Below are 22,729 nucleotides of genomic sequence, written 5' to 3' on the forward strand. Positions count from 1 at the left end.
CGGTTACCTCAGCGTACGAATGCGGGGATCGGCGAAGCGATAAAGCACGTCGGCGATCAGGTTACCGACGATCAGCATTATCGACGAGAGCATGATGATCGCCATAATCAGCGGGTAGTCCAGCGAGGCGATCGACTGGATCCCGAGCAGCCCCATCCCCGGCCAGGAGAAGACGCTTTCCGTCACATAGGCCCCCACAATCAGCTCACCGAACGACAATCCGAACAGGGTGATCACCGGCAGCAGCACGTTTTTCAGCACGTGGCGGAACAGAATGCTGGAACGCGTGGCGCCGTAGGCCAGCTGGGTCTGCACGTAGTCGGCCGAGAGCTGCGAGATGGTGTTGGAGCGGATGTAGCGTACGTAGCTGGAAAGATTATAAAACGTGAGAGCAATACACGGCAGCACGCCGTGGCGCAGCAGATCCAGCGCATTATCTTCCATGCCGATGGTGCGCATCCCCATGCTGGGGAACCAGTTAAGCTGCACGGCAAAAACGGTGATGAGCAAAATGCCGAACCAGAAAATCGGTACCGAGATGCCGATATAGGCAAACAGGTTCAACAGGTGATCCAGCCAGCGGTGCTTAAATGCCCCCGCCAGCAGCCCCAGCGGGATCGCCAGCACGATAGCCATCAGCAGCGACGCCCCCATCAGCCCCAGCGTGGCCGGAATGCGTTCGCCGATCATCTCCAGCACCGGGCGGTGGTAAATCAACGAATAGCCGAGATCGCCCTGCAGGACGCTTTTCAGCCACAAGACGTACTGCGTGACCAGCGGCTTATCCAGCCCCAGGCTCTGGCGAATTCGCTCAATATCTTCCGGCGCCATACGCGGCGTGATGTACGCGGCCACGGGGTCGCCGGGCGCGAGCTTGACCAGCAAAAACGCCACCAGCGAAATAAAGAAAAGCATCGGCAGCAGCTGCAGCAGCCGACGCGTGAGGAGTGTGTTCACGACGTGCCCTTAAAAGGCCCCGATCTTACGACCGGGGCAACAGCCTATTTTTGATAAATTTTTGACAGATCCTGGAACAGATAAACCGGCTTCGGCTCCGCTTCCTTCGTGCCGCCGAAGCGTTTATCCACGGCGACGGTCGCATTGGTGTAGGCGATCGGGTAGTAGGTCATCTCGTTCGCCACGGTCTGCTGAATTTGCTTGTAGATATCGGCACGTTTCGCGGCGTCGGTTTCCACGGCACCTTTATCCCACAGGGCATCAAACTGCGGATTTTTGTAGTGCGCGTAGTTATAGGCTTCGTTGCTCATGAATAGCGATTTGTAACCGTCCGGCTCTGCTCCCATAATGTAGCCGCCCAGGTTCAGTTCCCACGCGGTGTTGTTCATATCAAGACTGCGCTGAGACATGGCGTTGGAGTCCAGCGGCATCAGCTCCACGTTCACCCCAATGCCCTTCAGCGCCTGCTGAATGTAGAGCGCCATGCTCTCCTGGGTTTTGTTGGTGTTCACATACGCCAGGCGTAGCTTGAGATTATCCGGCGCGCCGGACGTCTTCAGCAGGTCTTTGGCTTTTTGCAGATCGAATTTGTACTGTTCAACGTCATCCGTCTTGTAAAGCGTATCTGGCGTCAGGAACGAGGTTGCCGGTTTAGCGTAGTCCAGCGAGGTAAACGCGGTCTGGGTTAGCTCGTCTTTGTTGATGGCGTACGCGATGGCCTGACGCAGCGCTTTGCTCTTCATCACCGCCACGTTCTGGTTGAACGTCATATAGGCCAGACGGCCTTCCGGATAGACCACGAAGTCAAATTTCCCGGTATTTTTCAGGCGGTTCACATCCTGCGGGTCAACCATCTTGAGGTTGATTTCACCGTTTTGCAGCGCCAGGTTGGCGGCGTTGCTGTCTTTGGCGAAACGGTAGGTGACGGAATCGAGCTTCGGTTTGCCGTTCCAGTAATCGTCGAAGCGCGTAAGGGCGTAATACTGACCGGCGCGATACTCTTTAAATTTGAACGGCCCGGAACCGACCGGCGCATCGTTTTTGGTGCTCTTTTCCAGGTCGCCTTCACCGGCGAACACGTGCTGCGGGATCGGGTAGATCTGCACCAGGGTGCCGGTAAAGGCCGCGCTAACCTGCGGTAAGGTGAACTTAACGGTGCGCTCATCAACCTTGCTCACTTCAACAGGCTTGCCGCCGTAGGTAAACATGCTGCGGAAGAAGCTGTGCTGTTTGGCATCCAGCAGCTTATTGAAGGTGAAGACCACGTCGTCCGCCGTCAGCGGCTGGCCGTCCTGCCATTTTAGGTTGGGTTTTAGCGTCAGGGTATAGCTCAGGTTGTCGGCAGAAGGCGTCAGGCTTTCCGCCAGGCCCCACTCAATGTTGCCGTTATTAAAGCTGTACAGCGGGGCATAAAGCGCCTGCATGATGGTTAATGTTGTGCGGTCGCTGGCGTAGAGCGGATTAACAGCTAACGGGTCGCCGGAGGTAATCCCGATAATGAGCGAACCGCCCTCTTTTGGCGCGTCGCTTTTTGCCGCCGCGGCCGAATTTGTCTCTTTATTTTTCGCATCATCACAGCCCGCCAGGCCTAACGCGAGCGAAACGACCACTGCCGATAACAGAAGCTTGCGCATCTCACTAACTCCTTGCCTTATAAAGTGTTTATTACTGCATCTTTTATTTATGTTGAAGCATCATATTCAGCTTTAGCGGTTTACGCATTAATTATGAAAATGCGATTTTCGATTAAGCTTATGCCGGATTTGATATATATAAGCAGCAGAAGGAATAGCGGTTAATTGCTTGCGCTCACAACGTTAAACGCTTCACAAATCTCCTGCTACACTGCCTCAACACATCACTAAAAAGGCAGGCCAACATGTCAGACAACACGTATCAGCCACCCAAAGTGTGGGAATGGAAAAAGAACGGCGGCGGCGCGTTCGCCAACATCAACCGTCCAATTTCCGGCGCAACGCATGAGAAGGATTTGCCCGTAGGCTCTCACCCGCTGCAGCTCTACTCGCTGGGCACACCGAACGGCCAGAAGGTGACGATCATGCTCGAAGAGCTGCTGGCGCTGGGCGTGACGGGCGCGGAATACGATGCGTGGTTGATCCGCATCGGCGAGGGCGACCAGTTCTCCAGCGGGTTTGTAGACGTGAACCCGAACTCGAAAATACCGGCGCTGCGTGACCACTCTACAAACCCGCCAACGCGCGTCTTTGAATCCGGCAATATCCTGCTTTACCTGGCAGAGAAATTCGGACACTTCCTGCCGAAAGATCCGGCGGGACGCACCGAGACGCTGAACTGGCTGTTCTGGCTCCAGGGCGCGGCACCGTTCCTCGGCGGCGGCTTTGGCCACTTCTACAACTATGCGCCAGTAAAAATCGAGTACGCGATTGACCGCTTCACCATGGAAGCTAAGCGCCTGTTCGACGTGCTGGATAAACAGCTGGCGCGCGGTCGCTACGTGGCGGGTGAGGAGTACACCATCGCGGATATGGCGATTTGGCCTTGGTTCGGCTGTGTGGCGCTGGGCAGCGTCTATAACGCCGCCGAATTCCTGGACGCGGAGAAGTACACCAACGTCCAGCGCTGGGCGAAGGACGTGGCGAACCGCCATGCGGTTAAGCGCGGTCGCATCGTTAACCGCACCAGCGGCGAGCTGAACGAGCAGCTCCACGAACGCCACGCGGCGAGCGACTTCGATACCAATACGGAAGACAAGCGTCAGGCGTAACGTTTCGCCGGGCGGCTCCCCGCCCGGCAGCCGAGATCCTTGCCCAGGGCATGATTAGCCTAAAGGTTGAGTGGCTATTGCTGGCACTATCTGGACGTTTTTCTCACCTCAGACTGAGAAACGCCGTATCAACTGACAGCAGTCACAAAGGATCTGTTATGAAACTTATTAAAACAACGCTGGTTATCAGCGCCCTCATTTTTTCCACCTCGGGAATGGCCATCGACAAAACCGCCGCCGGCGCGGTAGCAGGTGCTGCTATTGGCGCAGCCACGGGCAAAGATCTGAAATCAACCGTGGGTGGTGCCGTGGTTGGCGCAGGCACGGGTGCAATGTTCAAAAACGGCGAAAAAGGCAAAGACGCACGTAAGGGCGGTGCCGTGGGTGCCGTCGTTGGCGCGGGCGCGGCTGCGGTGACGGGCAATAGCGTGCTGAAAGGCGCGGCCGTGGGTGCCGGCACGGGCGCGCTGATTGGTGAAGCGACGCACTAACAGCATCGGGAAAAGAAAGAAGTAAGGCCGCATCAGGCGGCCTGTTGTGTTATGCCGTCAGGCGGAACTTCTGCACCGAACGCTGAAGCTCTTCGGTCTGGCGTTCCAGCGCCGCGGCTGCCGCGGAAACCTCTTCGACCAGCGAGGCGTTCTGCTGGGTGACGCCGTCCATCTGCGTAATAGCAATCCCGACCTGCGAAATGCCCTTACTTTGCTCTTCAGAAGCCGACGCGATTTGCTTCATAATGGTCGTCACCTCCGTCACGTCACGCAAAATCGCATCCATGGTGGTGCCCGTGTCGCTCACCAGCTGCGCACCCTGCTCTACGCGGGTCACGGAATCGGTAATCAGACCCTCAATTTCTTTTGCCGCATTGGCGCTGCGGCTTGCCAGGTTGCGGACTTCACCCGCCACCACGGCGAACCCACGCCCCTGCTCGCCCGCGCGCGCCGCTTCTACGGCCGCATTGAGCGCCAGAATATTGGTCTGGAAGGCAATGCTGTTGATGACGTTGGTGATTTCAGCAATTTTCTTCGAGCTTTCAGAAATACCGCTCATGGTGGTGACCACCTCTTCCACCAGCGAGCCGCCGCGGCTGGCGGTGGTTGAGGCCACATCGGCAAGCTGGCTGGCCTGACGCGCGCTTTCGGCGTTCAGCTTCACGGTCGCGGTCAGCTGTTCCATGCTGGCCGCCGTCTCTTCCAGCGCGGAAGCCTGCTCTTCGGTACGGGAAGAGAGATCGTTGTTGCCGCTGGAGATCTCCGTCGCGCCGCGCCAGATATTCTCACTGCCGGAGCGAATGGTGCTGACCGCTTCACGCAGGCTGTCCTGCATGGCGCTCAGCAGCGGCACCAGCTGTCCCACGCAGTTGCGGCCGAAAGGCGCAATGGGCTGGCTGAGATCGCCCTGGGCAATCTGGCGAAACTGCTGGCGAATGCGCTCCAGCGGTTTGACCAGCATCGCCACCAGGTAGCGGTCGGTAAAGAGCAGGATCAGCAGGCCGATAATGGTGGCGACGATAATAACCGTGCGGGTCATGCTGGTCAGGCCGTCGACCACCATGCGGGTGCTGTCGAGCGTCTTCGCGGCGGCATTATTGAACTTCTCGGCGGCGGCACCGAACGCACGGCTTAGCGGCGGCGTAACGTTGTTGGCCTGCTGGCGGTAGCCGTCCAGGGTCGCCTGCTTCGCCTGCTCCATTTGCGGCGTCACGCCCTGTTCAAGCAGCGCCTGCCAGGCACCGATCACCTGCGCAGAGACCTGCTCATCCATTGGGCCAGGCGAGATCGCCTTCATTTCGGCCAGTTTCTTACCCATGTTGTCCAGCGCCTGTTGGGCAGAGGACAAATCCGGCGTGCCGCCAGCGGCTTTGACCTCCATGGCGCGGCTCAGACGGGTCACAAAGCGGAAATACTGATCGTTGCCCTGGCTGAGCACCATCATCTGTTTAACCAGCTGGCGATCGACTTCATTGCCGTCTGATACCCGTGACAGGGACCAGGTGCTGTACAGCCCGACGCCCGCCCACATTAAACAAAAAATCCCGAGGATCGTCAGCATGACGAAACGGATCGTGAAATTACGGAGCATATTCATAAGTCTTCCTTGCCGTGAGGGTGAATTCGCCCAGAGGCGAGTCTTACCCTCGTTATCGGCAGAAACTGGCGAAATTATAATATTTCGCGAGTAATTTTATAAAAATCTTCACTACCCTGCCGATCGCCGGAAAAGGATAATCGCTGCGGGGAAAATCCGCCTGCACAATACGTGTTTAAATATTTCAGCAGCCCTCGAAATGTAAAACAGACAAACAGTTAATTAACCTCATAACCCTAAAGGGTTAATACCCCGGTGAATAAGAAGGTCAAAGAACCGCACGACCGGTCAAGAAACCCTTTAATTTGTATGCAAATCATTCAAAAACATTTAGATCATGAATTAATTTAAATTTATTAATTAGGTTTAATTATTTAACCGTCAACTATTGCGCGGTATATATCTTTAGATTTCATTACATCCTTAACCGCTAAGAAAGTTCTTATTTTAAATAAATTAAATTAAAAAGAGCCGGACAATTTTCGACTCATCCAGAGAACTTAAAAATGCGCAAATTAATGAATCGTACGTTGCTTTCGCAATGTGTATTAGTGGCTTTTACGTCATTGGGTGCCCAGGCTGCCGTCACTCCCGCTACGCCCTGCCAGCCCGGCGTGACGTCGCAGACCTGTGGCTTATCGAAATATAAAGATAATAGTTTCTATCAGGATCCCGGCGTGACGGATGCCGTTATGGCCGACGCCACCGCAAATAATATCTTTATGGATGGAAGCCGTGAATCAGGGGATACCCAGTCATTGACCGTTTCCGGTACCGACATGTCCGGCCATTATATCCAGGGCAGCAACGGGGGGACGGCTAATATTACGATAAATAACGGCGCCACCGTCGATATGATCGAAGTGGGCAATACCGGTGCAACCACCAATACGACGGTGACCATCGATGGCGCCACGCTGAATGGTGAAAATGACGCCGGAAGCTACGAAGGTAAAAAAGCCTATATGATGGGTTCAGCCATTTACCTCGACCCGATGGATAAAGGCTACCACACCGTGAACGTTGAGAACGGCAGCGTACTGCACGGCAGTATTCTCAGCGCGGGGGCCGGTGCGCAAAATATTGCTATCAGCGACAGCACGATGGATAAAGGCGGTATCTACGCGGGTAGCGATAAATCTGATACCACTATTACGCTGACGAACGCTTCCGTGGATGCCTCGCAGAGCGAAATCGCGCAGAACATCGACACGCTGGCGGTAAAACTGAGCGAATACAAGCCCTTCAGCGACATCAACCTCGATGCCTTTGGCGATGTCGCCATCGCGATGTACGGAACGAAGGCCGATTCGCTGACGCTGAATAACAGCACGATCACCGGAGACATCGGGGCCATTAACGAAAACGGCACCACCAGTATCTCACTGACAAATAACAGCGTTGTAAATGGTAATGTAACCATCGAGGGTAATTCCGCAAATTCCGTTCTGGTGGATAACAGCACCGTGAATGGCGAGATAAATACCAGCCAGAATACGGGCAGCAGCACCATCACGCTGCAGAACAATGCGACCATCAACGGTGATATTACAACGGGTGCGGGTGATGATACGGTCGTGCTGACCAATGATTCACATGTTAATGGCAATGTTAACGGGGGTGACGGCAGCGATACCCTGTCAATGGATGCGGGCAGTTCCATATCCGGACAAATAAGCCAGTTTGAAACGGTCAATACCACCAGCGATAACAGCATTGCCATTGATAAAATTAACGACGCAACCAGCTGGAGTTTGCAAAACGGTTCAACCCTGATTGCCACCACCACCGGCAGCAATGCACTGGTTACCATGAGCACCGACAGCTATGTGAATTTCGGAAATATTACCGGCGCCAATAACACCGTGATTGTGAATAGCATCACTCCGTCGGCACAAAATCAGCGTAACGTTATTCTGGGTACGTTCACCACCTCAGGCAGCAGCGCACCAGAAAATTATGCCGCAGCAAGTTTTACCAACGGCCAACAGACTGTTGAGAACCGTAGCGGAGCCTATAATTACGACAATAGCCTGAATATTGTTGCTGCCGACAGCGCGCCACAGACGATGCTGGCAGCTGATAACAGCCAAAGCTGGAATATTGAATTTAATAGCCAAAAAGGCAATCTCGCGAGCGACGTTCAGGGGCTGGTTGCAGGTCTGGATGCCGCGGAACAAGCCGGTCATCAGGTGGCTGATGACATTAGCAACCACATGAACCAGGTGCATCTGGCGAACCTGCAGGGAGAACAGCAGGACGGCGCGCAGGTGTGGGGTGATTTCCTCTATCAGAATGGTAATTTCAGCAACGACGTCGACTATAAAAGCATCACTCAGGGGGCGCAGGGCGGCGTAGACTGGACGGCGCATATGGACAACGGCGACAGCGTGACCGGCGGTATAGCGCTGGCGTGGACGCGCAGCCGCGTGCAGGACACCAGCGATGGTGCGGATAGCTTCAAAGACAGCGTTTACGGTAACTACTACAGCCTGTATGGCGGCTGGCAGCAGGCACTGAACGGCCGCAACTGGGGTCTCTTTGCTGACGGTAGCTTCAGCTACGGCGATATGCGTTACTCGCTGTCTGCCAACAACGTGACGGGCGATACCAGCGGCATGACGGAGGCGCTACACGGCTCCACCGATGGCAGCCTGTATATGGCTCAAGCCCGTACCGGCGTCAATGTCCTGCTGCCGGGCGAAACGCTGCTGCAGCCTTACGCGACGTTAGGCTGGGATCAGACCAAAGCAAACGGCTTCTCGGATAGCGCGGTGACGTTTGCCGACAGCCAGGTCTCTTCCTGGAACGGTGGCGCGGGCGTGAGGCTCACCACCACCCTTCGCGATTTGAACAAGAACGTGAAGGTGATGCCGTGGATCGACGCGCGCTTCCAGAAAGAGTTCAGCGATAACACCGACATTCAGGCGGCGGATTATCACAACACCTCTGGTCACAACAACACAATGGGCATCTTTGGAGCAGGCATCAACGCCACCATCGCCCATAACTTTACCCTGAACACCGGGGTGTATGTCGGTACCGGTGATGTGGATAACGGTGCCAGTGTGCAGGCGGGGATGAGCTACAGCTTCTGATTGTCGTCTGGTTGCCCGGTGACGCTACGTTTACCGGGCAGGTCGGGGCTCAACGTCTGACGTATCCCGGGGAAAAGTGCCGGCAGCGCGTTCTGCCATCGCATCTCTCCGGGATTTATGTTTTGATAAGGACAGAATGAAAACGCCGTTTCAAAAATTCATCGATAAGAAAAGGAGACATCATGTCCTGGTACCCTGACGCTACCCGCTACGAGAATATGCAGTACCGCTACTGTGGCAAGAGCGGCCTTCGCCTGCCCGCGCTGTCGCTGGGCCTGTGGCATAGCTTCGGCCACGTTCAGCCCCTTGACTCCCAGCGCGCGCTGCTGCGTAAAGCCTTCGACCTCGGGATTACCCATTTCGATCTTGCCAACAACTACGGACCGCCTGCGGGAAGCGCGGAAGAGAACTTTGGCCGCCTGCTGCGTGAGGACTTTGCCCGGTATCGCGACGAGCTGATTATCTCCACTAAAGCCGGTTACGACATGTGGCCAGGCCCGTACGGTTCAGGCGGCTCACGCAAGTACCTGCTCGCCAGTCTCGACCAGAGCCTGAAACGTATGGGCGTCGAATACGTGGATATTTTCTATTCCCACCGCGTGGATGAAAATACGCCAATGGAAGAGACGGCCTCCGCGCTGGCTCATGCTGTTCAGAGTGGGAAAGCACTGTACGTGGGCATTTCCTCCTACTCTACCGAGCGCACACAAAAAATGGCCGCGCTGCTGCACGAGTGGAAGATCCCGCTGCTGATCCACCAGCCATCCTATAACCTGCTTAACCGCTGGGTCGATAAGACCGGCTTGCTGGATACGCTGGAAGCAAACGGCACGGGGTGTATTGCCTTTACCCCGCTGGCGCAGGGTCTGCTGACCGGAAAATACCTGAACGGTATTCCGGAAGGTTCTCGCATGCAGCGCGAGGGGAACAAAGTGCGCGGCCTGACGCAGAAAATGCTGACGGAAGCTAATCTGATCAGTCTTCGTCTGCTTAATGAGATGGCGCAGGCGCGCGGGCAGACGATGGCGCAGATGGCGTTGAGCTGGCTGCTGAAAGATGCTCGCGTGACGTCAGTGCTGATTGGCGCGAGCCGCCCGGAACAGCTGGAGGAGAACGTTCAGGCGCTGGGTAATCTGCGCTTTACGGAAGATGAACTGACGCGGATTGACCAGCACGTGGCGGACGGGGAACTGAATTTGTGGCAGGCGTCGTCGGATAAATAGTGTGGTTCGATGCTTTCTCCCCTCACCCTAACCCTTCCCCCGGGAGAGGGTTAGGGTGAGGGGAGAAATGTGTACCTTATTTCTTACTGATCTTATCCAGATACCCCATCACAAACGCCGACAGCACAAACGTCAGGTGGATAATCACATACCACATCAGCTTATTATCCGGGACGTTTTTCGCGTCCATAAACACGCGTAACAGGTGGATAGAGGAGATTGCCACTATAGATGCCGCAACTTTATTCTTCAGCGACGAGGCGTCCATTTTCCCCAGCCAGCTGAGCTTTTCTTTATGCTCGGCGATATCAAGCTGAGAGACGAAGTTCTCATAACCGGAGAACATCACCATCACCAGTAAGCCGCCCACCAGCATCATATCCACCAGCGACAGCAGAACCAGAATTAAATCGGCTTCCGCCACGGAGAAAATGTTAGGCAATACGTGGAAAATCTCCTGGAAGAACTTGATCGTCAGGGCGACCAGCGCCAGGGAAAGACCGAAATAGACGGGGGCGAGCAGCCAGCGAGAGGCATACATTGCGTTTTCAAAGAAGCGTTCCATAAAATCCTGTCTGCAAACGAAACCAGCGCTCAGTATATCTCAACGGCGCTGACTGTTTGCAAGAACTAACCAGTACGCCACTCAGACGTCGTCCGGGTTAACCTCAGGACGCGCATACTCCGGCCAGACCAGCAACACCAGCTCCGGGTAGGCTTCCAGGCTAAACTCGCGAAAACACTGGCGAAGGTTTAATACATCCAGGTCTGAATACGAGACCTTCTCACCGTTAAGACAGCGCTTTTTGATGTTGTCGTAATATTTATAAACCGCTGAATTCAGATCGCTACAGCGACGCTGCGCCTCAAACAGACCGGGCGTGTCATTAATTTCCGACATTTTCATGCGCTTAATTGTCGCGTGTAAGAAGTCGATATATTCATGATTCACCCGCCAGTACCAGACAGGCGTAACGGAGTTCATCAAAACAGAGAAATGATCTTCTCCTTCCTCTTTTGTCATCAGTTCAGGTTGTGGCGGTTCACTGGTGTCTTTCGACACTTTCGTTTTATTGAACTCCTGCATCAATAAAAGCACACCAGCGGTCAGTAATAGTAATGTGATGACCGTAAAAAAGATGCTGTTCATGGGTTGGCTCCATTTTTTTTGATTTTAAAATTGCCTCATGATATTGTCAACGAATCTCACGCCTTTACCAACCTCACCCTGTTGAAATTAAAGGAAATTAAAAATGCTGCCCGACTATCTCGTCCCGGCTAAGTACCACATTACGCCTGTGGAACAGCAACCGACGGAAGAAGAAAAAAAGGCCAGTTTCACTCAGGGGAAAAGAAAGCTCTCTGATTTCGAGCCTGATATATTAATTGGCGTTTCTCACACTGGCAAATCCCGTAATATGCTGCTGGAAGAGCACGATCGCCATATAAAAGACCGCTTATTTCGCGCTATAAAAATTGAAGCCTTCGTCCACCTGCTGAATGACCTGCAGACAGAAGGCGAAATAGATGCCCAGAAACTAAGTCAAATAATGACTGAAAAAACGAAGGAAATAAATGAGGCCGGCAATGAAATTTGGCTTAATCTAATTACGCGAGAAAAAAACAACCCTATTTTTTATACCCTGGGGGAAGATTAACGTGAAAGAAGTTAAAGACAATAACGTTTATTTGACTTTAGATGATAAAAAAAGTGATGAATTTATCTTAAAGCAAAATATCGAGGTGCTAAGAAATGCAAAAAATGCCGAGATGACGCGTATTACACAAGACCTGGTATCGATCCCGGCAACGCTGGTGCGTCTGAAATGGCAGAATCGCCGCGAGATTTATCCGTTACAGGTCAAAGAAGAAATTTACGGCGCCGTGATGAACGCCATCATCGAACAGCTTCCAGAACTGAAAGAGAAACTTCTGGGACGTCTTGAGGCCAACTACCAGTATCTGCTTGCCAGAGAAGTCGCCACCCTGCGCCTGACGCGCAAACTGTCAGCCGGCGAGTACCGTACGTCAAATGTCACCTGCGTTGCGCTCGATGAGGACGCGCTGACCACCCCCTCTACCGCACCGACGGACAACAAAAACGCTTAAACCGACAGGCATAAAAAAAGCCGGCTTTCGCCAGCTTCTTTATCACTTCGAGGCCGCTTTCTCTTCCCCGACCAGCCCAATCTTCAGATAACCCGCCTGATGCAGCGTGTCCATTACCTTCATCATGGTTTCGTAGTCGACGGTTTTGTCCGCCCGGAAGAAGACGGTGGTGTCCTTCTTGCCGCCGGTCAGCTGGTCCAGCGCCGGAATAACGGAGGCATCCGTCACAGGGTCGTTCCCCAGGAACATGGATTTATCCGCTTTCACCGACAAATAAATTGGCTTTTCCGGACGCGGCTGCGGCTGGCTGGAGGAGGCAGGCAGATTCACCTTCACGTCGACCGTCGCCAGGGGTGCTGCCACCATGAAGATAATCAGCAGCACCAGCATGACGTCGATAAACGGCGTCACGTTGATTTCGTGCATTTCGCCGTTATCGTCCAGATTTTCGTTTAGACGCATTGCCATACAATCAACCTACGCGCAGTTTAGACGCCGCATGCACCGGCTTCACGGCGCTGGCATTCAGGTCAAGATCGCGGCTTTGCAGCAGCAGAACCTGAGCGGCAACGTCGCCGAGCGTGGCTTTGTAGTTGCCGATCATACGCGCGAAAATATTGTAGATAACCACCGCCGGAATTGCTGCAACCAGACCGATTGCCGTCGCCAGCAGCGCTTCCGCGATACCCGGGGCAACTACCGCCAGGTTGGTGGTTTGGGTCTGGGCAATGCCGATAAAGCTGTTCATGATGCCCCAGACCGTACCGAAAAGACCGATGAACGGTGAAATCGCGCCGATGGTCGCCAGATACCCATTGCCGCGTCCCATGTGTCGGCCAACGGCCGCAACGCGACGCTCCAGACGGAAACCGGTACGCTCTTTAATGCCTTCGTTATCTTCACTGCCGGCGGAGAGTTCCAGCTCGTTCTGAGCTTCATTCACTAACAGGGTGGTCAGGCTTTTCGGGTGGAAGGATGTGGTCATCTCAGAAGCCTGATCCAGAGAGCGGGCTTCTGCCAGCTGCTGCTGTTCCCGCTTGAGGCGACGCTTCTGCGAAAGCAGCTCGGCGCTTTTGCTGAAGAAGATAGCCCAGGTGACAACGGACGCCAGAATCAGGCCGATCATCACAATCTTAACCACGATGTCAGCATGATGATACATGCCCCAAACGGAGAGATCCGTCTGCATCAAATTATTACCCACTCTGTATCTCCAGGACGCAAATCACAAAATCTGAACGTAATAATATCAAAAAGCCGTCGAATTGATAGTCGTTCTCATTAGTATTTACATGGTGCCGTAATTTTCGCTCAGTTTCCTTGCGCTTACGCAGTAAAAATTTCTTATGCGCTTTTTTGCTACTATTTTCTGCTTATTCGATAAGCATGCGGGTGCAGTTTTTTACAATCGTGGTAGTCTGGACGTCCAGACGTATAAAAACAGGGTTAGCGAACATGACGAAGAAGCATCTTGATACCACGCTGGTGCAGGCGGGACGCAGCAAAAAATACACTCAGGGATCGGTCAACAGCGTGATTCAACGCGCCTCCTCGCTGGTGTTTGATACCGTTGAGGAGAAAAAAATCGCCACGCGTAACCGCGCAAAAGGCGGGCTGTTTTACGGTCGCCGCGGCACGCTAACCCACTTTTCTCTGCAGGAAGCGATGTGCGAGCTGGAGGGGGGCGCAGGCTGCGCGCTGTTCCCGTGCGGTGCGGCGGCGGTCGCCAACACCATTCTGGCGTTTGTGGAACAGGGCGACCATATCCTGATGACCAACACCGCCTATGAACCCAGCCAGGATTTCTGCACAAAAATTCTCAGCAAGCTCGGCGTGACCACCAGCTGGTTTGACCCGCTGATTGGTGAAGGCATTGCTGAACTTATCCAGCCAAACACGCGCATTGTGTTCCTGGAATCTCCCGGCTCCATCACCATGGAAGTGCACGACGTTCCGGCTATCGTGAAGGCCGTGCGCAGCAAAGCGCCAGAGGCGATTATCATGATCGACAACACCTGGGCGGCAGGCGTGCTGTTTAAGGCGCTGGAATTCGATATTGATATCTCGATTCAGGCGGCAACGAAATACCTGATTGGACACTCTGACGGGATGATTGGCACCGCGGTTTCCAACGCGCGCTGCTGGGAGCAGCTGCGGGAAAATGCCTACCTGATGGGCCAGATGGTGGATGCAGACACGGCATACATGACCAGCCGGGGCATTCGTACGCTCGGCGTGCGTCTGCGTCAGCATCATGAAAGTAGCCTGAAAATCGCTGAATGGCTGGCGCAGCATCCGCAGGTTGAGCGCGTGAACCATCCAGCTCTTCCAGGTAGTAAAGGCCATGAGTTCTGGCAACGTGACTTTACGGGCAGCAGCGGGCTGTTCTCGTTTGTCCTTAAAAAACGGCTGAGTAATGACGAACTGGCAAGCTATCTGGATAATTTTACCCTCTTCAGCATGGCCTACTCCTGGGGCGGTTTTGAATCCCTGATCCTGCCGAATCAGCCGGAGCAGATCGCGGCCCTGCGCCCCGGCGGAGAAGTGGACTTCAGCTGCACCCTCATTAGATTGCATATCGGTTTAGAAAATGTGGACGATTTAATTGCGGATTTATCTGCAGGCTTTGAACGTATCGTGTAGAGTGCGGGCTGAAAATGTACTCCCCGGACGCTTTTGTGAACACTGCAAGCAGAAAAGTCTGCATGAGTTGCGCCTGCGATCAATCCCGACAGGTGAAATTGGGAGTACAATAGCGTTATCTCTGCTGTTCCACAGGAAAGTCCATGGCTGTTATTCAAGATATTATCGCGGCGCTCTGGCAACATGATTTTGCCGCTCTGGCGGATCCCCACGTTGTAGGCGTCGTCTATTTCGTGATGTTCGCGACGCTGTTTCTGGAAAATGGATTACTGCCAGCCTCGTTTTTACCCGGTGACAGTTTGCTTTTGCTTGCCGGGGCGTTGATCGGCAAAGGCGTCATGGACTTTACGCCAACGATGGTAATCCTTACCTCCGCCGCGAGCCTGGGCTGCTGGCTGAGCTATCTGCAGGGCCGCTGGCTGGGGAACACGCGCGTGGTGAAGGGCTGGCTGGCGCAGTTACCGCATAAATATCACCAGCGTGCGACCTGTATGTTTGACCGCCACGGCCTGCTGGCGCTGCTCGCCGGGCGTTTCCTGGCGTTTGTTCGCACCCTTCTGCCCACCATGGCGGGTATTTCCGGGCTGTCTAACCGCCGCTTCCAGTTCTTCAACTGGCTGAGCGCCCTGCTGTGGGTTGGCGTGGTAACCACACTCGGCTACGCGCTGAACATGATCCCCTTTGTGAAGCACCATGAAGATCAGGTGATGACCTTCCTGATGATCCTGCCGATATTCCTGCTGGTTGCTGGGCTGGTGGGTACCATTGCGGTGGTGATTAAGAAAAAGTATTGCAGTGCATAAACAAAAGCCGGGTGGCGCTACCGCTTACCCGGCCTACGTTTCCCCTCAGGCGCCCTGCATCGTTCTTATACGTGACGCATCTTCTCCCGGCGTGACGCCGAAATAGCGCTTAAACTCCCGACTGAACTGCGACGCACTTTCGTAGCCGACGCGCATGGCCGCCGCGCTGGCCTTCATGCCGTCGTGGATCATCAACATCCGCGCCTTGTGCAAACGGTAGGTTTTGAGGTACTGCAGCGGCGAGGTGCTGGTCACCGACTTAAAGTTGTGGTGAAACGCCGAAACGCTCATGTTCGCTTCCGCCGCCAGCTGGTCAACGCTGAGGTTCTCCGTGTATTGGCTTTCAATACGCTTGAGCACGCGGCTGATCAGGCTGAAGTGGGTCTGTCGGCTCACCAGCGCGAGTAACGCCCCGCCGCCCGGCCCCAGCAGCACGTGATAAAGAATTTCGCGGATAATCTGCTTGCCGAGAATACGCGCGTCCAGCGGCCTTTCCATGACGTCCAGCAGGCGCTCAATGGCGCAGAGGATCTCTTCCGACAGCGTCGCCGAGTTAATCCCGCTGGAGGCCATCGACGGCTGGAAAAGCTCGTCTTCGCCAATCTCCATCAGCAGCTCCTGCAGTTGAAGAATATCGACGTTGACGCGAATACCCGCCAGCGGGACCGCTTCTGTCGCGAAGGTTTCACATTCGAAGGGTAAAGGTACCGTCAGGAGCAGATATTCATTGGTGTCGTAGCGGAATACCCGCTCGTTGATATAGCCAATCTTATGGCCTGAAAAGAGAAAAACGATGCCCGGCTGGTACATCACCGGCGTGCGCGTCCCGGGCTGCGTGCCGTAGAGCAGGCGAATGTCCGGCAGCAGGTCGCCAACATTATTTTCTTTATTTATCAGCCTTTTAATCTGCGAGGTAAGCTGAAGGCAGATCGCTTCACGGTTCATTTTACGTTACTCCGGGTACGGTTTCCGACCCTCACAGTCTGCGCATTTTTACGAAGTTTCTCCAGCGCTCTGTAGAAATGGGCAAGACATCGGCAGGAATGTGCATTGAGAGCCTGGCCCCGGACGGCCACAATGAGCAGCATCAGGTAGCCATCAGCGCCACCACGGTTTTTCACCCACTAAAGGGAACGAGCAATGAACAACTTTAATCTTCACACCCCAACCCGCATTCTGTTTGGTAAAGACGCTATCGCCGACCTGCGCGCGCAGATCCCTGCTGACGCCCGCGTGCTGATCACCTACGGTGGCGGCAGCGTGAAAAAAACCGGCGTGCTGGATCAAGTTTACAGCGCCCTGGACGGCCTGGACGTGCGTGAGTTCGGCGGCATAGAGCCAAACCCGTCTTACGAAACGCTGATGAACGCGGTGAAAATCGCCCGCGAAGAGAACATCACCTTCCTGCTGGCGGTCGGCGGCGGCTCCGTACTGGACGGCACCAAGTTCATCGCGGCGGCAGCGCACTACGCTGACGGCATCGATCCGTGGCACATTCTGGAAACCCGCGGCAGCGACATTAAAAGCGCAATTCCGATGGGCTCCGTGCTGACCCTGCCAGCGACCGGCTCTGAATCCAACAAGGGCGCGGTGATCTCCCGCAAAACCACCGGCGACAAACAGGCCTTTATGAACGAACACGTTCAGCCTGTGTTTGCCATTCTGGACCCGGTGTACACCTACACCTTGCCTGCGCGTCAGGTAGCGAACGGCGTGGTCGACGCCTTTGTTCATACCGTTGAGCAGTACGTCACCTACCCGGTAGATGCCAAAATCCAGGATCGCTTCGCGGAAGGCATTCTGCTGACGCTGATCGAAGACGGCCCGAAAGCGCTGAAAGAGCCGGAAAACTACGACGTGCGTGCCAACGTGATGTGGGCAGCAACCCAGGCGCTGAACGGCCTGATCGGTGCTGGCGTGCCGCAGGACTGGGCAACCCACATGCTGGGCCACGAGCTGACGGCGATGCACGGTCTGGATCATGCCCAGACGCTGGCGGTCGTTCTGCCTGCCCTGTGGAATGAAAAACGGGATACCAAACGCGCCAAGCTGCTGCAGTACGCCGAGCGCGTGTGGAACATCACCGAGGGTTCTGACGATGCGCGTATTGATGCCGCCATTGCAGCGACCCGTAACTTCTTTGAAAGCCTGGGCGTGCCAACGCGTCTGTCCGGCTACGGCCTGGACGGCAGCTCCATTCCTGCCCTGCTGGCAAAACTCGAAGAGCACGGCATGACCCAGTTGGGCGAGCACGGTGACATTACGCTGGACGTCAGCCGTCGGATCTACGAAGCGGCACGCTAAGCGTTTTTGGCATCCTGACTTTCGTTTTTTGACATTTCGTCCAGACTTAATGCACACCCCATCGCCGGAGTCCCCCTCCGGCGATGCGCACCTGAAGGAGGAAAAATGGCAAACCAAACCGTAATCAAGCTGCAGGACGGCAACGTGATGCCCCAACTGGGGCTAGGTGTATGGAAAGCCGGTAACGACGAGGTCGTCTCCGCCATTCATAAAGCACTCGAAGTCGGCTATCGGTCGATTGATACCGCCGCCGCGTACAAAAACGAGGACGGCGTGGGGACCGCGCTGGCCAGCGCCGGCGTCCCTCGCGATGAGCTGTTCATCACCACTAAACTGTGGAACGACGATCAAAAGCGCCCCCGCGAAGCGTTGCAGGAGAGCCTGGAGAAACTCCAGCTTGATTTCGTCGATCTGTACCTGATGCACTGGCCGGTTCCGGCCATCGACCATTACGTTGACGCCTGGAAAGGGATGATTGAACTGCAGAAAGAGGGGCTGGTGAAAAGCATCGGCGTCTGTAACTTCCAGGTGCATCACCTGCAGCGCCTGATTGACGAAACGGGCGTCGCTCCGGTGATTAACCAGATCGAGCTGCACCCGCTGCTGCAGCAGCGCCAGCTTCACGCCTGGAACGCCACCCACAAGATCCAGACCGAGTCCTGGAGCCCGCTGGCGCAGGGCGGTGAAGGCGTGTTCGATCAGAAAATCATCCGCGACCTGGCGGATAAATACGGCAAAACCCCGGCGCAGATCGTCATTCGCTGGCATCTGGACAACGGCCTGGTGGTGATCCCGAAATCGGTCACGCCGTCGCGCATTGCCGAGAACTTCGACGTCTGGGATTTCCGACTGGACAAAGACGAGCTGGGTGAAATTGCGAAGCTGGATAAAGGTAAGCGGCTTGGGCCGGACCCGGATCAGTTTGGCGGTTAATCGCGTAAAAAAGCCGGGTGGCGGCTTCGCCTTACCCGGCCTACGCGCCGACCTGTAGGCCCGGTAAGCGCAGCGCCACCGGGCATTGTTACAGGTTTAACCGATCTTACGTTTTACGTTCTTCTTCGTTCCCGCCCCACCGTTCGAACGCTGATGCACAATCGGCGTATGTTTGGTCAGCGCCGGGCGCGTATTGCGGTTCTGGCGACGCGCTTCGCGCACCTCATCCAGCGTAGGAGCCGGAACCAGGCAGTCGCGGCGCGAACCAATAAGGTGTTTTTTACCCATCTCTTCCAGCGCCTGGCGGATCAGCGGCCAGTTTTTCGGGTCGTGGTAACGCAGCAGCGCCTTATGCAGACGACGCTGTTTATCCCCTTTCGGCACCACCACCTCTTCGCTCTTGTAGCCAATCTTACTCAGCGGATTTTTGCCGGTGTAATACATGGTCGTCGAGTTGGCGAGCGGTGAAGGATAGAAGTTCTGCACCTGATCCAGACGGAAGCGACGCTGCTTCAGCCACAGCGCCAGGTTCACCATGTCTTCATCGCGCGTGCCAGGATGCGCGGAGATGAAGTACGGGATCAGATACTGCTCTTTGCCCGCCTGCTTCGAGTAGGTGTCGAACAGCTGCTTAAAGCGATCGTAGCTGCCCATGCCCGGCTTCATCATCTTCGACAGCGGGCCTTCTTCGGTGTGCTCCGGCGCAATCTTCAGATAACCGCCCACGTGGTGCGTCGCCAGCTCTTTGATATAGCGAGGATCTTCCACGGCGATGTCGTAACGCACCCCGGAGGCGATGAGGATCTTTTTGATGCCCTTCAGGTCGCGCGCGCGGCGGTAGAGGTTGATCGTCGGCTCGTGGTTAGTATCCATGTGCTCGCAAATGCTCGGGTAGACGCAGGAGAGACGACGGCAGGTCTGCTCCGCGCGCGGCGACTTGCAGCGCAGCATATACATGTTCGCGGTTGGGCCGCCGAGATCGGAGATCACGCCGGTAAAGCCCGGCACCGAGTCGCGAATGGCTTCGATCTCATTGATGATCGAATCCTCAGAGCGGCTCTGGATAATACGGCCTTCGTGTTCGGTAATGGAGCAGAAGGAGCAGCCGCCGAAGCAGCCGCGCATGATGTTGATCGAGAAGCGGATCATCTCATACGCCGGGATACGGGCGTTGCCGTACGCCGGGTGTGGCACGCGCTTGTACGGCAGCGCAAAGACGCTGTCCATCTCTTCGGTGGAGAGCGGGATCGCCGGCGGGTTGATCCAGATAAAGCGCTCGCCGTGCTTCTGCATTAGCGCGCGGGCGCAGCCCGGGTTGGTTTCATGGTGCAGAATACGGGACGCGTGCGCGTAGAGCACCTTGTCGGCTTTCACCTTCTCATAGGACGGCAGCAGCACGTAGGTCTTTTCCCACGGCTTCGGGCGCGGCGGCTGCACAACGATAGCCTTCGCTTCCGCTTTCTTCGGCTCAACCGGCTTGTTATCGGCACACGGCAGATCTTCACCGTACGGGTGCGGGATCGGGTCGATTTTGCCCGGCATATCAATAATGCGGGAATCCACCCCGCTCCAGCCCGGCAGCGCCTCTTTCACCATGATCGCAGTATTGCGCACGTCGCGGATGCTGCTTACCGGCTCGCCCTGCGACAGACGGTGCGCCACTTCCACCAGCGGACGCTCGCCGTTACCGTAAATCAGCATGTCGGCCTTGGAGTCCACCAGCACCGAGCGGCGCACGGTATCTGACCAGTAGTCGTAGTGCGCGGTGCGGCGCAGGCTCGCCTCGATGCCGCCGAGGATCACCGGCACGTCTTTCCAGGCTTCTTTGCAGCGCTGGGTATAAACCAGGGTCGCGCGGTCCGGACGTTTGCCCGCCACGTTATCCGGCGTGTAGGCGTCGTCATGGCGCAGCTTACGGTCGGCGGTATAGCGGTTGATCATCGAGTCCATGTTGCCGGCGGTCACGCCGAAGAACAGGTTTGGTTTTCCCAGACGCATAAAGTCGTCTTTGCTGTTCCAGTCGGGCTGGGAGATGATCCCCACGCGGAAGCCCTGCGCTTCGAGCATACGGCCACAGATGGCCATGCCGAAGCTCGGGTGGTCAACGTAGGCATCGCCCGTGACCAGAATGATATCGCAGCTGTCCCAGCCCAGTTGGTCCATCTCTTCCCGGGACATCGGCAGGAACGGCGCCGGTCCAAAGCAGGCCGCCCAGTACTGGGGCCAGGAGAAGAGGTCACGATCCGGCTGGATCAGGGAAATTGCGCTCATAGTGCTTCCGAAGAAAAAATAGACAAAAGGGCGGGGATTATACGCTGGAACATTGTGGGAAATGAAGGGGTATTATGCGGGCTGTTGCCCTCACCCCAACCCTCTCCCACAGGGAGAGGGAGAAAAGCACGTTACGGCGCCGGATTCACCAGCATCTGCCCTACCGAGCCCCTGTCCATCATCTCCAGCGTCTGGCTGTGGAACAGGAACGGGAAGTGCGGCCACGAAGGCTGGCCGTAGTAGACGAGCAGTTCAACCTGGCCGTCCACCCACACGGTATCTTTCCAGCCGCGATCTTCCGGGAACGGCATCGCGCCATTAACGTTGCGGATCAGGAATGACACACCTTCAATATGGAACGACTGCGGCATGTCTGATCGGACCGTCCAGCGCTCCCACGTTCCCTGCTGAGCGGTGATATCAATGCGATTTACATCCCACAGCGCGCCGTTGATGCCCGGATCGTCGCCCAGGCTGATATCACGGCTGCGCACCGGCGAGCCGCTCATGATCTCCTGCGGCAGCAGGCGCATCGGCAGGCTATCGGTGACCAGCGGCAGCAGGCCGGTTGGACGCAGAGTAAGCACCAGCGTGGAGACCAGAATGCTCGACGGCTCAAAGAACCCGCGAATACGGTCAACGATGCTCGCGGCTTCACCACAGGTGACGGAGACTTCGTCCCCGTTGGTCATATCCACCAGAATTTCACGACGTTCACCCGGCGCCAGCGCAAGCTGTTTAACGGAGACCGGCGCCGGTAAAAAGCCCTGGTCGCCGGAGATTACGTGCAGCGGGCGGCCATCGCTCATCTGCAGCTGATAGCGACGCGAGTTAGAGGCGTTGAGCAGGCGCAGGCGCACCCAGCCGCGGGACACTTCCACGTACGGGCTCTGCGCGCCGTTAACCAGCAAGGTATCGCCGACAAAGCCACCGCTGCCCGGCTCGCTGTACTCCGGCGTACCGAAGTTATCCAGACGTTTGTCCTGAATAATGACCGGGAAATCGTCCACGCCGTAGTGGTTCGGGATCGGCAGAGATTTACTGACCTCATCTTCCACCAGCCACATGCCGGCCAGACCGTTATAGACCTGCTGCGCCGTACGGTTAGGGGTATTGGCGTGATACCACAGGGTTGCCGCACTCTGGCGAATCGGCAGGACGGGCGCCCAGTCGGCGTTGGGGGACATCATTCGCGCCGCGCCGCCAATCAAAGGTCCAGGAACCTGTAAGCCGCTGATGGTCATGGCGACATTTTCAGCCGTACGGTTGCTGTAAATGAGCTTAACGTCATCGCCGTTCCACACGCGGATGGTCGGCCCGAGGTAGCGCCCGTTAATGCCCCACACCGGCGCGCGCGTGCCCTGGGTAAAGGACCAGTGGCTGCGCTGAAGCGTAAGGAAAAGCGGCTGCCCGCGACGGGATTCAATCAACGGCGGAATGGGCAGCGGCTGCTGCTGCCCGGCGGCGCTGGCTGTCAGCGGCATCGCACCCGCACAAAGGGCAATCCCCGAAGCCTGAATAAACTGACGCCGACTGAGTGACATATAAGCTCCA

The 22,729-nt window shown here is 55.9% G+C and carries 20 protein-coding genes; 10 read left to right on the forward strand and 10 right to left on the reverse strand.

Going from position 1 to position 22,729, the window contains the following annotated elements:
• Nucleotides 1-3: 3 nt before the first annotated feature.
• Nucleotides 4-957 (reverse strand): ABC transporter permease, encoded by a 954-nt coding sequence (locus tag IB212_RS19310; RefSeq protein WP_028014405.1) that lies wholly within the window; start codon nucleotides 955-957, stop codon nucleotides 4-6.
• A 44-nt stretch (nucleotides 958-1,001) separates the two neighbouring features.
• On the reverse strand, nucleotides 1,002-2,591 hold the full coding sequence (locus IB212_RS19315) for an ABC transporter substrate-binding protein (protein WP_045260792.1): 1,590 nt from the start codon (nucleotides 2,589-2,591) through the stop codon (nucleotides 1,002-1,004).
• 245 nt (nucleotides 2,592-2,836) lie between these two features.
• Between IB212_RS19315 and yghU the strand changes: the two genes are divergently transcribed.
• Together yghU and IB212_RS19325 are read left to right on the forward strand one after the other, a co-directional pair.
• Nucleotides 2,837-3,703: a glutathione-dependent disulfide-bond oxidoreductase gene (gene yghU / locus IB212_RS19320; protein WP_028014407.1), complete on the forward strand. Its 867-nt coding sequence runs from the start codon at nucleotides 2,837-2,839 to the stop codon at nucleotides 3,701-3,703.
• 158 nt (nucleotides 3,704-3,861) lie between these two features.
• On the forward strand, nucleotides 3,862-4,194 hold the full coding sequence (locus tag IB212_RS19325) for a YMGG-like glycine zipper-containing protein (RefSeq protein WP_041908148.1): 333 nt from the start codon (nucleotides 3,862-3,864) through the stop codon (nucleotides 4,192-4,194).
• Between the two features lie 49 nt (nucleotides 4,195-4,243).
• Here IB212_RS19325 and IB212_RS19330 read toward each other — a convergent pair whose 3' ends face one another.
• Nucleotides 4,244-5,791, reverse strand: coding sequence for a methyl-accepting chemotaxis protein (locus IB212_RS19330; RefSeq protein WP_188245709.1), 1,548 nt, complete (start codon nucleotides 5,789-5,791; stop codon nucleotides 4,244-4,246).
• A 677-nt stretch (nucleotides 5,792-6,468) separates the two neighbouring features.
• Between IB212_RS19330 and IB212_RS19335 the strand changes: the two genes are divergently transcribed.
• Both IB212_RS19335 and IB212_RS19340 read left to right on the forward strand, forming a co-directional pair.
• The gene (locus tag IB212_RS19335) at nucleotides 6,469-8,889 is read left to right on the forward strand and encodes an autotransporter domain-containing protein (protein WP_317616875.1); all 2,421 of its coding nucleotides are present in this window, start codon (nucleotides 6,469-6,471) and stop codon (nucleotides 8,887-8,889) included.
• A gap of 182 nt (nucleotides 8,890-9,071) precedes the next feature.
• Entirely contained in the window at nucleotides 9,072-10,112 is a 1,041-nt protein-coding gene (locus IB212_RS19340) for an aldo/keto reductase (RefSeq protein ID WP_041908142.1), read from the forward strand.
• A gap of 76 nt (nucleotides 10,113-10,188) precedes the next feature.
• On the opposite strand, the gene IB212_RS19345 is transcribed toward IB212_RS19340, so the two are convergent.
• Together IB212_RS19345 and IB212_RS19350 are read right to left on the reverse strand one after the other, a co-directional pair.
• Entirely contained in the window at nucleotides 10,189-10,677 is a 489-nt protein-coding gene (locus IB212_RS19345) for a TIGR00645 family protein (protein ID WP_188245711.1), read from the reverse strand.
• An 81-nt stretch (nucleotides 10,678-10,758) separates the two neighbouring features.
• Complete coding sequence (locus IB212_RS19350) at nucleotides 10,759-11,262, reverse strand: ESA_00282 family adhesion-associated protein (protein WP_188245712.1); 504 nt, start codon at nucleotides 11,260-11,262, stop codon at nucleotides 10,759-10,761.
• A 103-nt stretch (nucleotides 11,263-11,365) separates the two neighbouring features.
• On the opposite strand from IB212_RS19350, the gene IB212_RS19355 reads away from it, so the two are divergent.
• Both IB212_RS19355 and IB212_RS19360 read left to right on the forward strand, forming a co-directional pair.
• Entirely contained in the window at nucleotides 11,366-11,770 is a 405-nt protein-coding gene (locus IB212_RS19355; RefSeq protein WP_188245713.1) for a hypothetical protein, read from the forward strand.
• Between the two features lies 1 nt (nucleotide 11,771).
• Nucleotides 11,772-12,221: a cytoplasmic protein gene (locus IB212_RS19360; RefSeq protein WP_188245714.1), complete on the forward strand. Its 450-nt coding sequence runs from the start codon at nucleotides 11,772-11,774 to the stop codon at nucleotides 12,219-12,221.
• Between the two features lie 42 nt (nucleotides 12,222-12,263).
• On the opposite strand, the gene exbD is transcribed toward IB212_RS19360, so the two are convergent.
• The gene (gene exbD / locus IB212_RS19365; protein ID WP_032643392.1) at nucleotides 12,264-12,689 is read right to left on the reverse strand and encodes a TonB system transport protein ExbD; all 426 of its coding nucleotides are present in this window, start codon (nucleotides 12,687-12,689) and stop codon (nucleotides 12,264-12,266) included.
• 4 nt (nucleotides 12,690-12,693) lie between these two features.
• Nucleotides 12,694-13,425: a tol-pal system-associated acyl-CoA thioesterase gene (gene exbB, locus IB212_RS19370; protein ID WP_059355484.1), complete on the reverse strand. Its 732-nt coding sequence runs from the start codon at nucleotides 13,423-13,425 to the stop codon at nucleotides 12,694-12,696.
• A gap of 251 nt (nucleotides 13,426-13,676) precedes the next feature.
• Here exbB and metC point away from each other — a divergent pair, with 251 nt between their 5' ends.
• Both metC and yghB read left to right on the forward strand, forming a co-directional pair.
• Nucleotides 13,677-14,864 (forward strand): cystathionine beta-lyase, encoded by a 1,188-nt coding sequence (gene metC / locus IB212_RS19375; RefSeq protein WP_188245715.1) that lies wholly within the window; start codon nucleotides 13,677-13,679, stop codon nucleotides 14,862-14,864.
• 143 nt (nucleotides 14,865-15,007) lie between these two features.
• Nucleotides 15,008-15,667: a DedA family general envelope maintenance protein YghB gene (gene yghB, locus IB212_RS19380; RefSeq protein WP_028014419.1), complete on the forward strand. Its 660-nt coding sequence runs from the start codon at nucleotides 15,008-15,010 to the stop codon at nucleotides 15,665-15,667.
• Nucleotides 15,668-15,712: 45 nt separating this feature from the next.
• Here the strand turns inward: yghB and IB212_RS19385 are convergent, their stop codons facing one another.
• Nucleotides 15,713-16,612, reverse strand: coding sequence for an AraC family transcriptional regulator (locus IB212_RS19385; RefSeq protein WP_041908133.1), 900 nt, complete (start codon nucleotides 16,610-16,612; stop codon nucleotides 15,713-15,715).
• Between the two features lie 195 nt (nucleotides 16,613-16,807).
• Between IB212_RS19385 and yqhD the strand changes: the two genes are divergently transcribed.
• The gene (gene yqhD, locus IB212_RS19390) at nucleotides 16,808-17,971 is read left to right on the forward strand and encodes an alcohol dehydrogenase (protein WP_188245716.1); all 1,164 of its coding nucleotides are present in this window, start codon (nucleotides 16,808-16,810) and stop codon (nucleotides 17,969-17,971) included.
• 105 nt (nucleotides 17,972-18,076) lie between these two features.
• Nucleotides 18,077-18,904, forward strand: a complete 828-nt coding sequence (gene dkgA / locus IB212_RS19395; protein ID WP_021242117.1) for a 2,5-didehydrogluconate reductase DkgA — start codon at nucleotides 18,077-18,079, stop codon at nucleotides 18,902-18,904.
• Between the two features lie 96 nt (nucleotides 18,905-19,000).
• Here the strand turns inward: dkgA and IB212_RS19400 are convergent, their stop codons facing one another.
• Both IB212_RS19400 and ftsP read right to left on the reverse strand, forming a co-directional pair.
• Nucleotides 19,001-21,175: a YgiQ family radical SAM protein gene (locus IB212_RS19400; RefSeq protein WP_041908129.1), complete on the reverse strand. Its 2,175-nt coding sequence runs from the start codon at nucleotides 21,173-21,175 to the stop codon at nucleotides 19,001-19,003.
• Nucleotides 21,176-21,306: 131 nt separating this feature from the next.
• Complete coding sequence (gene ftsP, locus IB212_RS19405; protein ID WP_028014423.1) at nucleotides 21,307-22,719, reverse strand: cell division protein FtsP; 1,413 nt, start codon at nucleotides 22,717-22,719, stop codon at nucleotides 21,307-21,309.
• Nucleotides 22,720-22,729 lie beyond the last annotated feature (10 nt).

This window comes from Enterobacter sp. E12 (genome assembly GCF_014596715.2).
Classification (GTDB): Bacteria; Pseudomonadota; Gammaproteobacteria; order Enterobacterales; family Enterobacteriaceae; genus Enterobacter; species Enterobacter bugandensis.

What these genes read in the sequence shown, in the direction of transcription:
- IB212_RS19315 (WP_045260792.1), bottom strand. Translation starts at nt 2,591, where the DNA reads ATGCGCAAGCTTCTGTTATCGGCAGTGGTCGTTTCGCTCGCGTTAGGC.
- yghU (WP_028014407.1), top strand. Translation starts at nt 2,837, where the DNA reads ATGTCAGACAACACGTATCAGCCACCCAAAGTGTGGGAATGGAAAAAG.
- IB212_RS19325 (WP_041908148.1), top strand. Translation starts at nt 3,862, where the DNA reads ATGAAACTTATTAAAACAACGCTGGTTATCAGCGCCCTCATTTTTTCC.
- IB212_RS19330 (WP_188245709.1), bottom strand. Translation starts at nt 5,791, where the DNA reads ATGAATATGCTCCGTAATTTCACGATCCGTTTCGTCATGCTGACGATC.
- IB212_RS19340 (WP_041908142.1), top strand. Translation starts at nt 9,072, where the DNA reads ATGTCCTGGTACCCTGACGCTACCCGCTACGAGAATATGCAGTACCGC.
- IB212_RS19345 (WP_188245711.1), bottom strand. Translation starts at nt 10,677, where the DNA reads ATGGAACGCTTCTTTGAAAACGCAATGTATGCCTCTCGCTGGCTGCTC.
- IB212_RS19350 (WP_188245712.1), bottom strand. Translation starts at nt 11,262, where the DNA reads ATGAACAGCATCTTTTTTACGGTCATCACATTACTATTACTGACCGCT.
- IB212_RS19355 (WP_188245713.1), top strand. Translation starts at nt 11,366, where the DNA reads ATGCTGCCCGACTATCTCGTCCCGGCTAAGTACCACATTACGCCTGTG.
- exbD (WP_032643392.1), bottom strand. Translation starts at nt 12,689, where the DNA reads ATGGCAATGCGTCTAAACGAAAATCTGGACGATAACGGCGAAATGCAC.
- metC (WP_188245715.1), top strand. Translation starts at nt 13,677, where the DNA reads ATGACGAAGAAGCATCTTGATACCACGCTGGTGCAGGCGGGACGCAGC.
- yghB (WP_028014419.1), top strand. Translation starts at nt 15,008, where the DNA reads ATGGCTGTTATTCAAGATATTATCGCGGCGCTCTGGCAACATGATTTT.
- IB212_RS19385 (WP_041908133.1), bottom strand. Translation starts at nt 16,612, where the DNA reads ATGAACCGTGAAGCGATCTGCCTTCAGCTTACCTCGCAGATTAAAAGG.
- yqhD (WP_188245716.1), top strand. Translation starts at nt 16,808, where the DNA reads ATGAACAACTTTAATCTTCACACCCCAACCCGCATTCTGTTTGGTAAA.
- dkgA (WP_021242117.1), top strand. Translation starts at nt 18,077, where the DNA reads ATGGCAAACCAAACCGTAATCAAGCTGCAGGACGGCAACGTGATGCCC.
- IB212_RS19400 (WP_041908129.1), bottom strand. Translation starts at nt 21,175, where the DNA reads ATGAGCGCAATTTCCCTGATCCAGCCGGATCGTGACCTCTTCTCCTGG.
- ftsP (WP_028014423.1), bottom strand. Translation starts at nt 22,719, where the DNA reads ATGTCACTCAGTCGGCGTCAGTTTATTCAGGCTTCGGGGATTGCCCTT.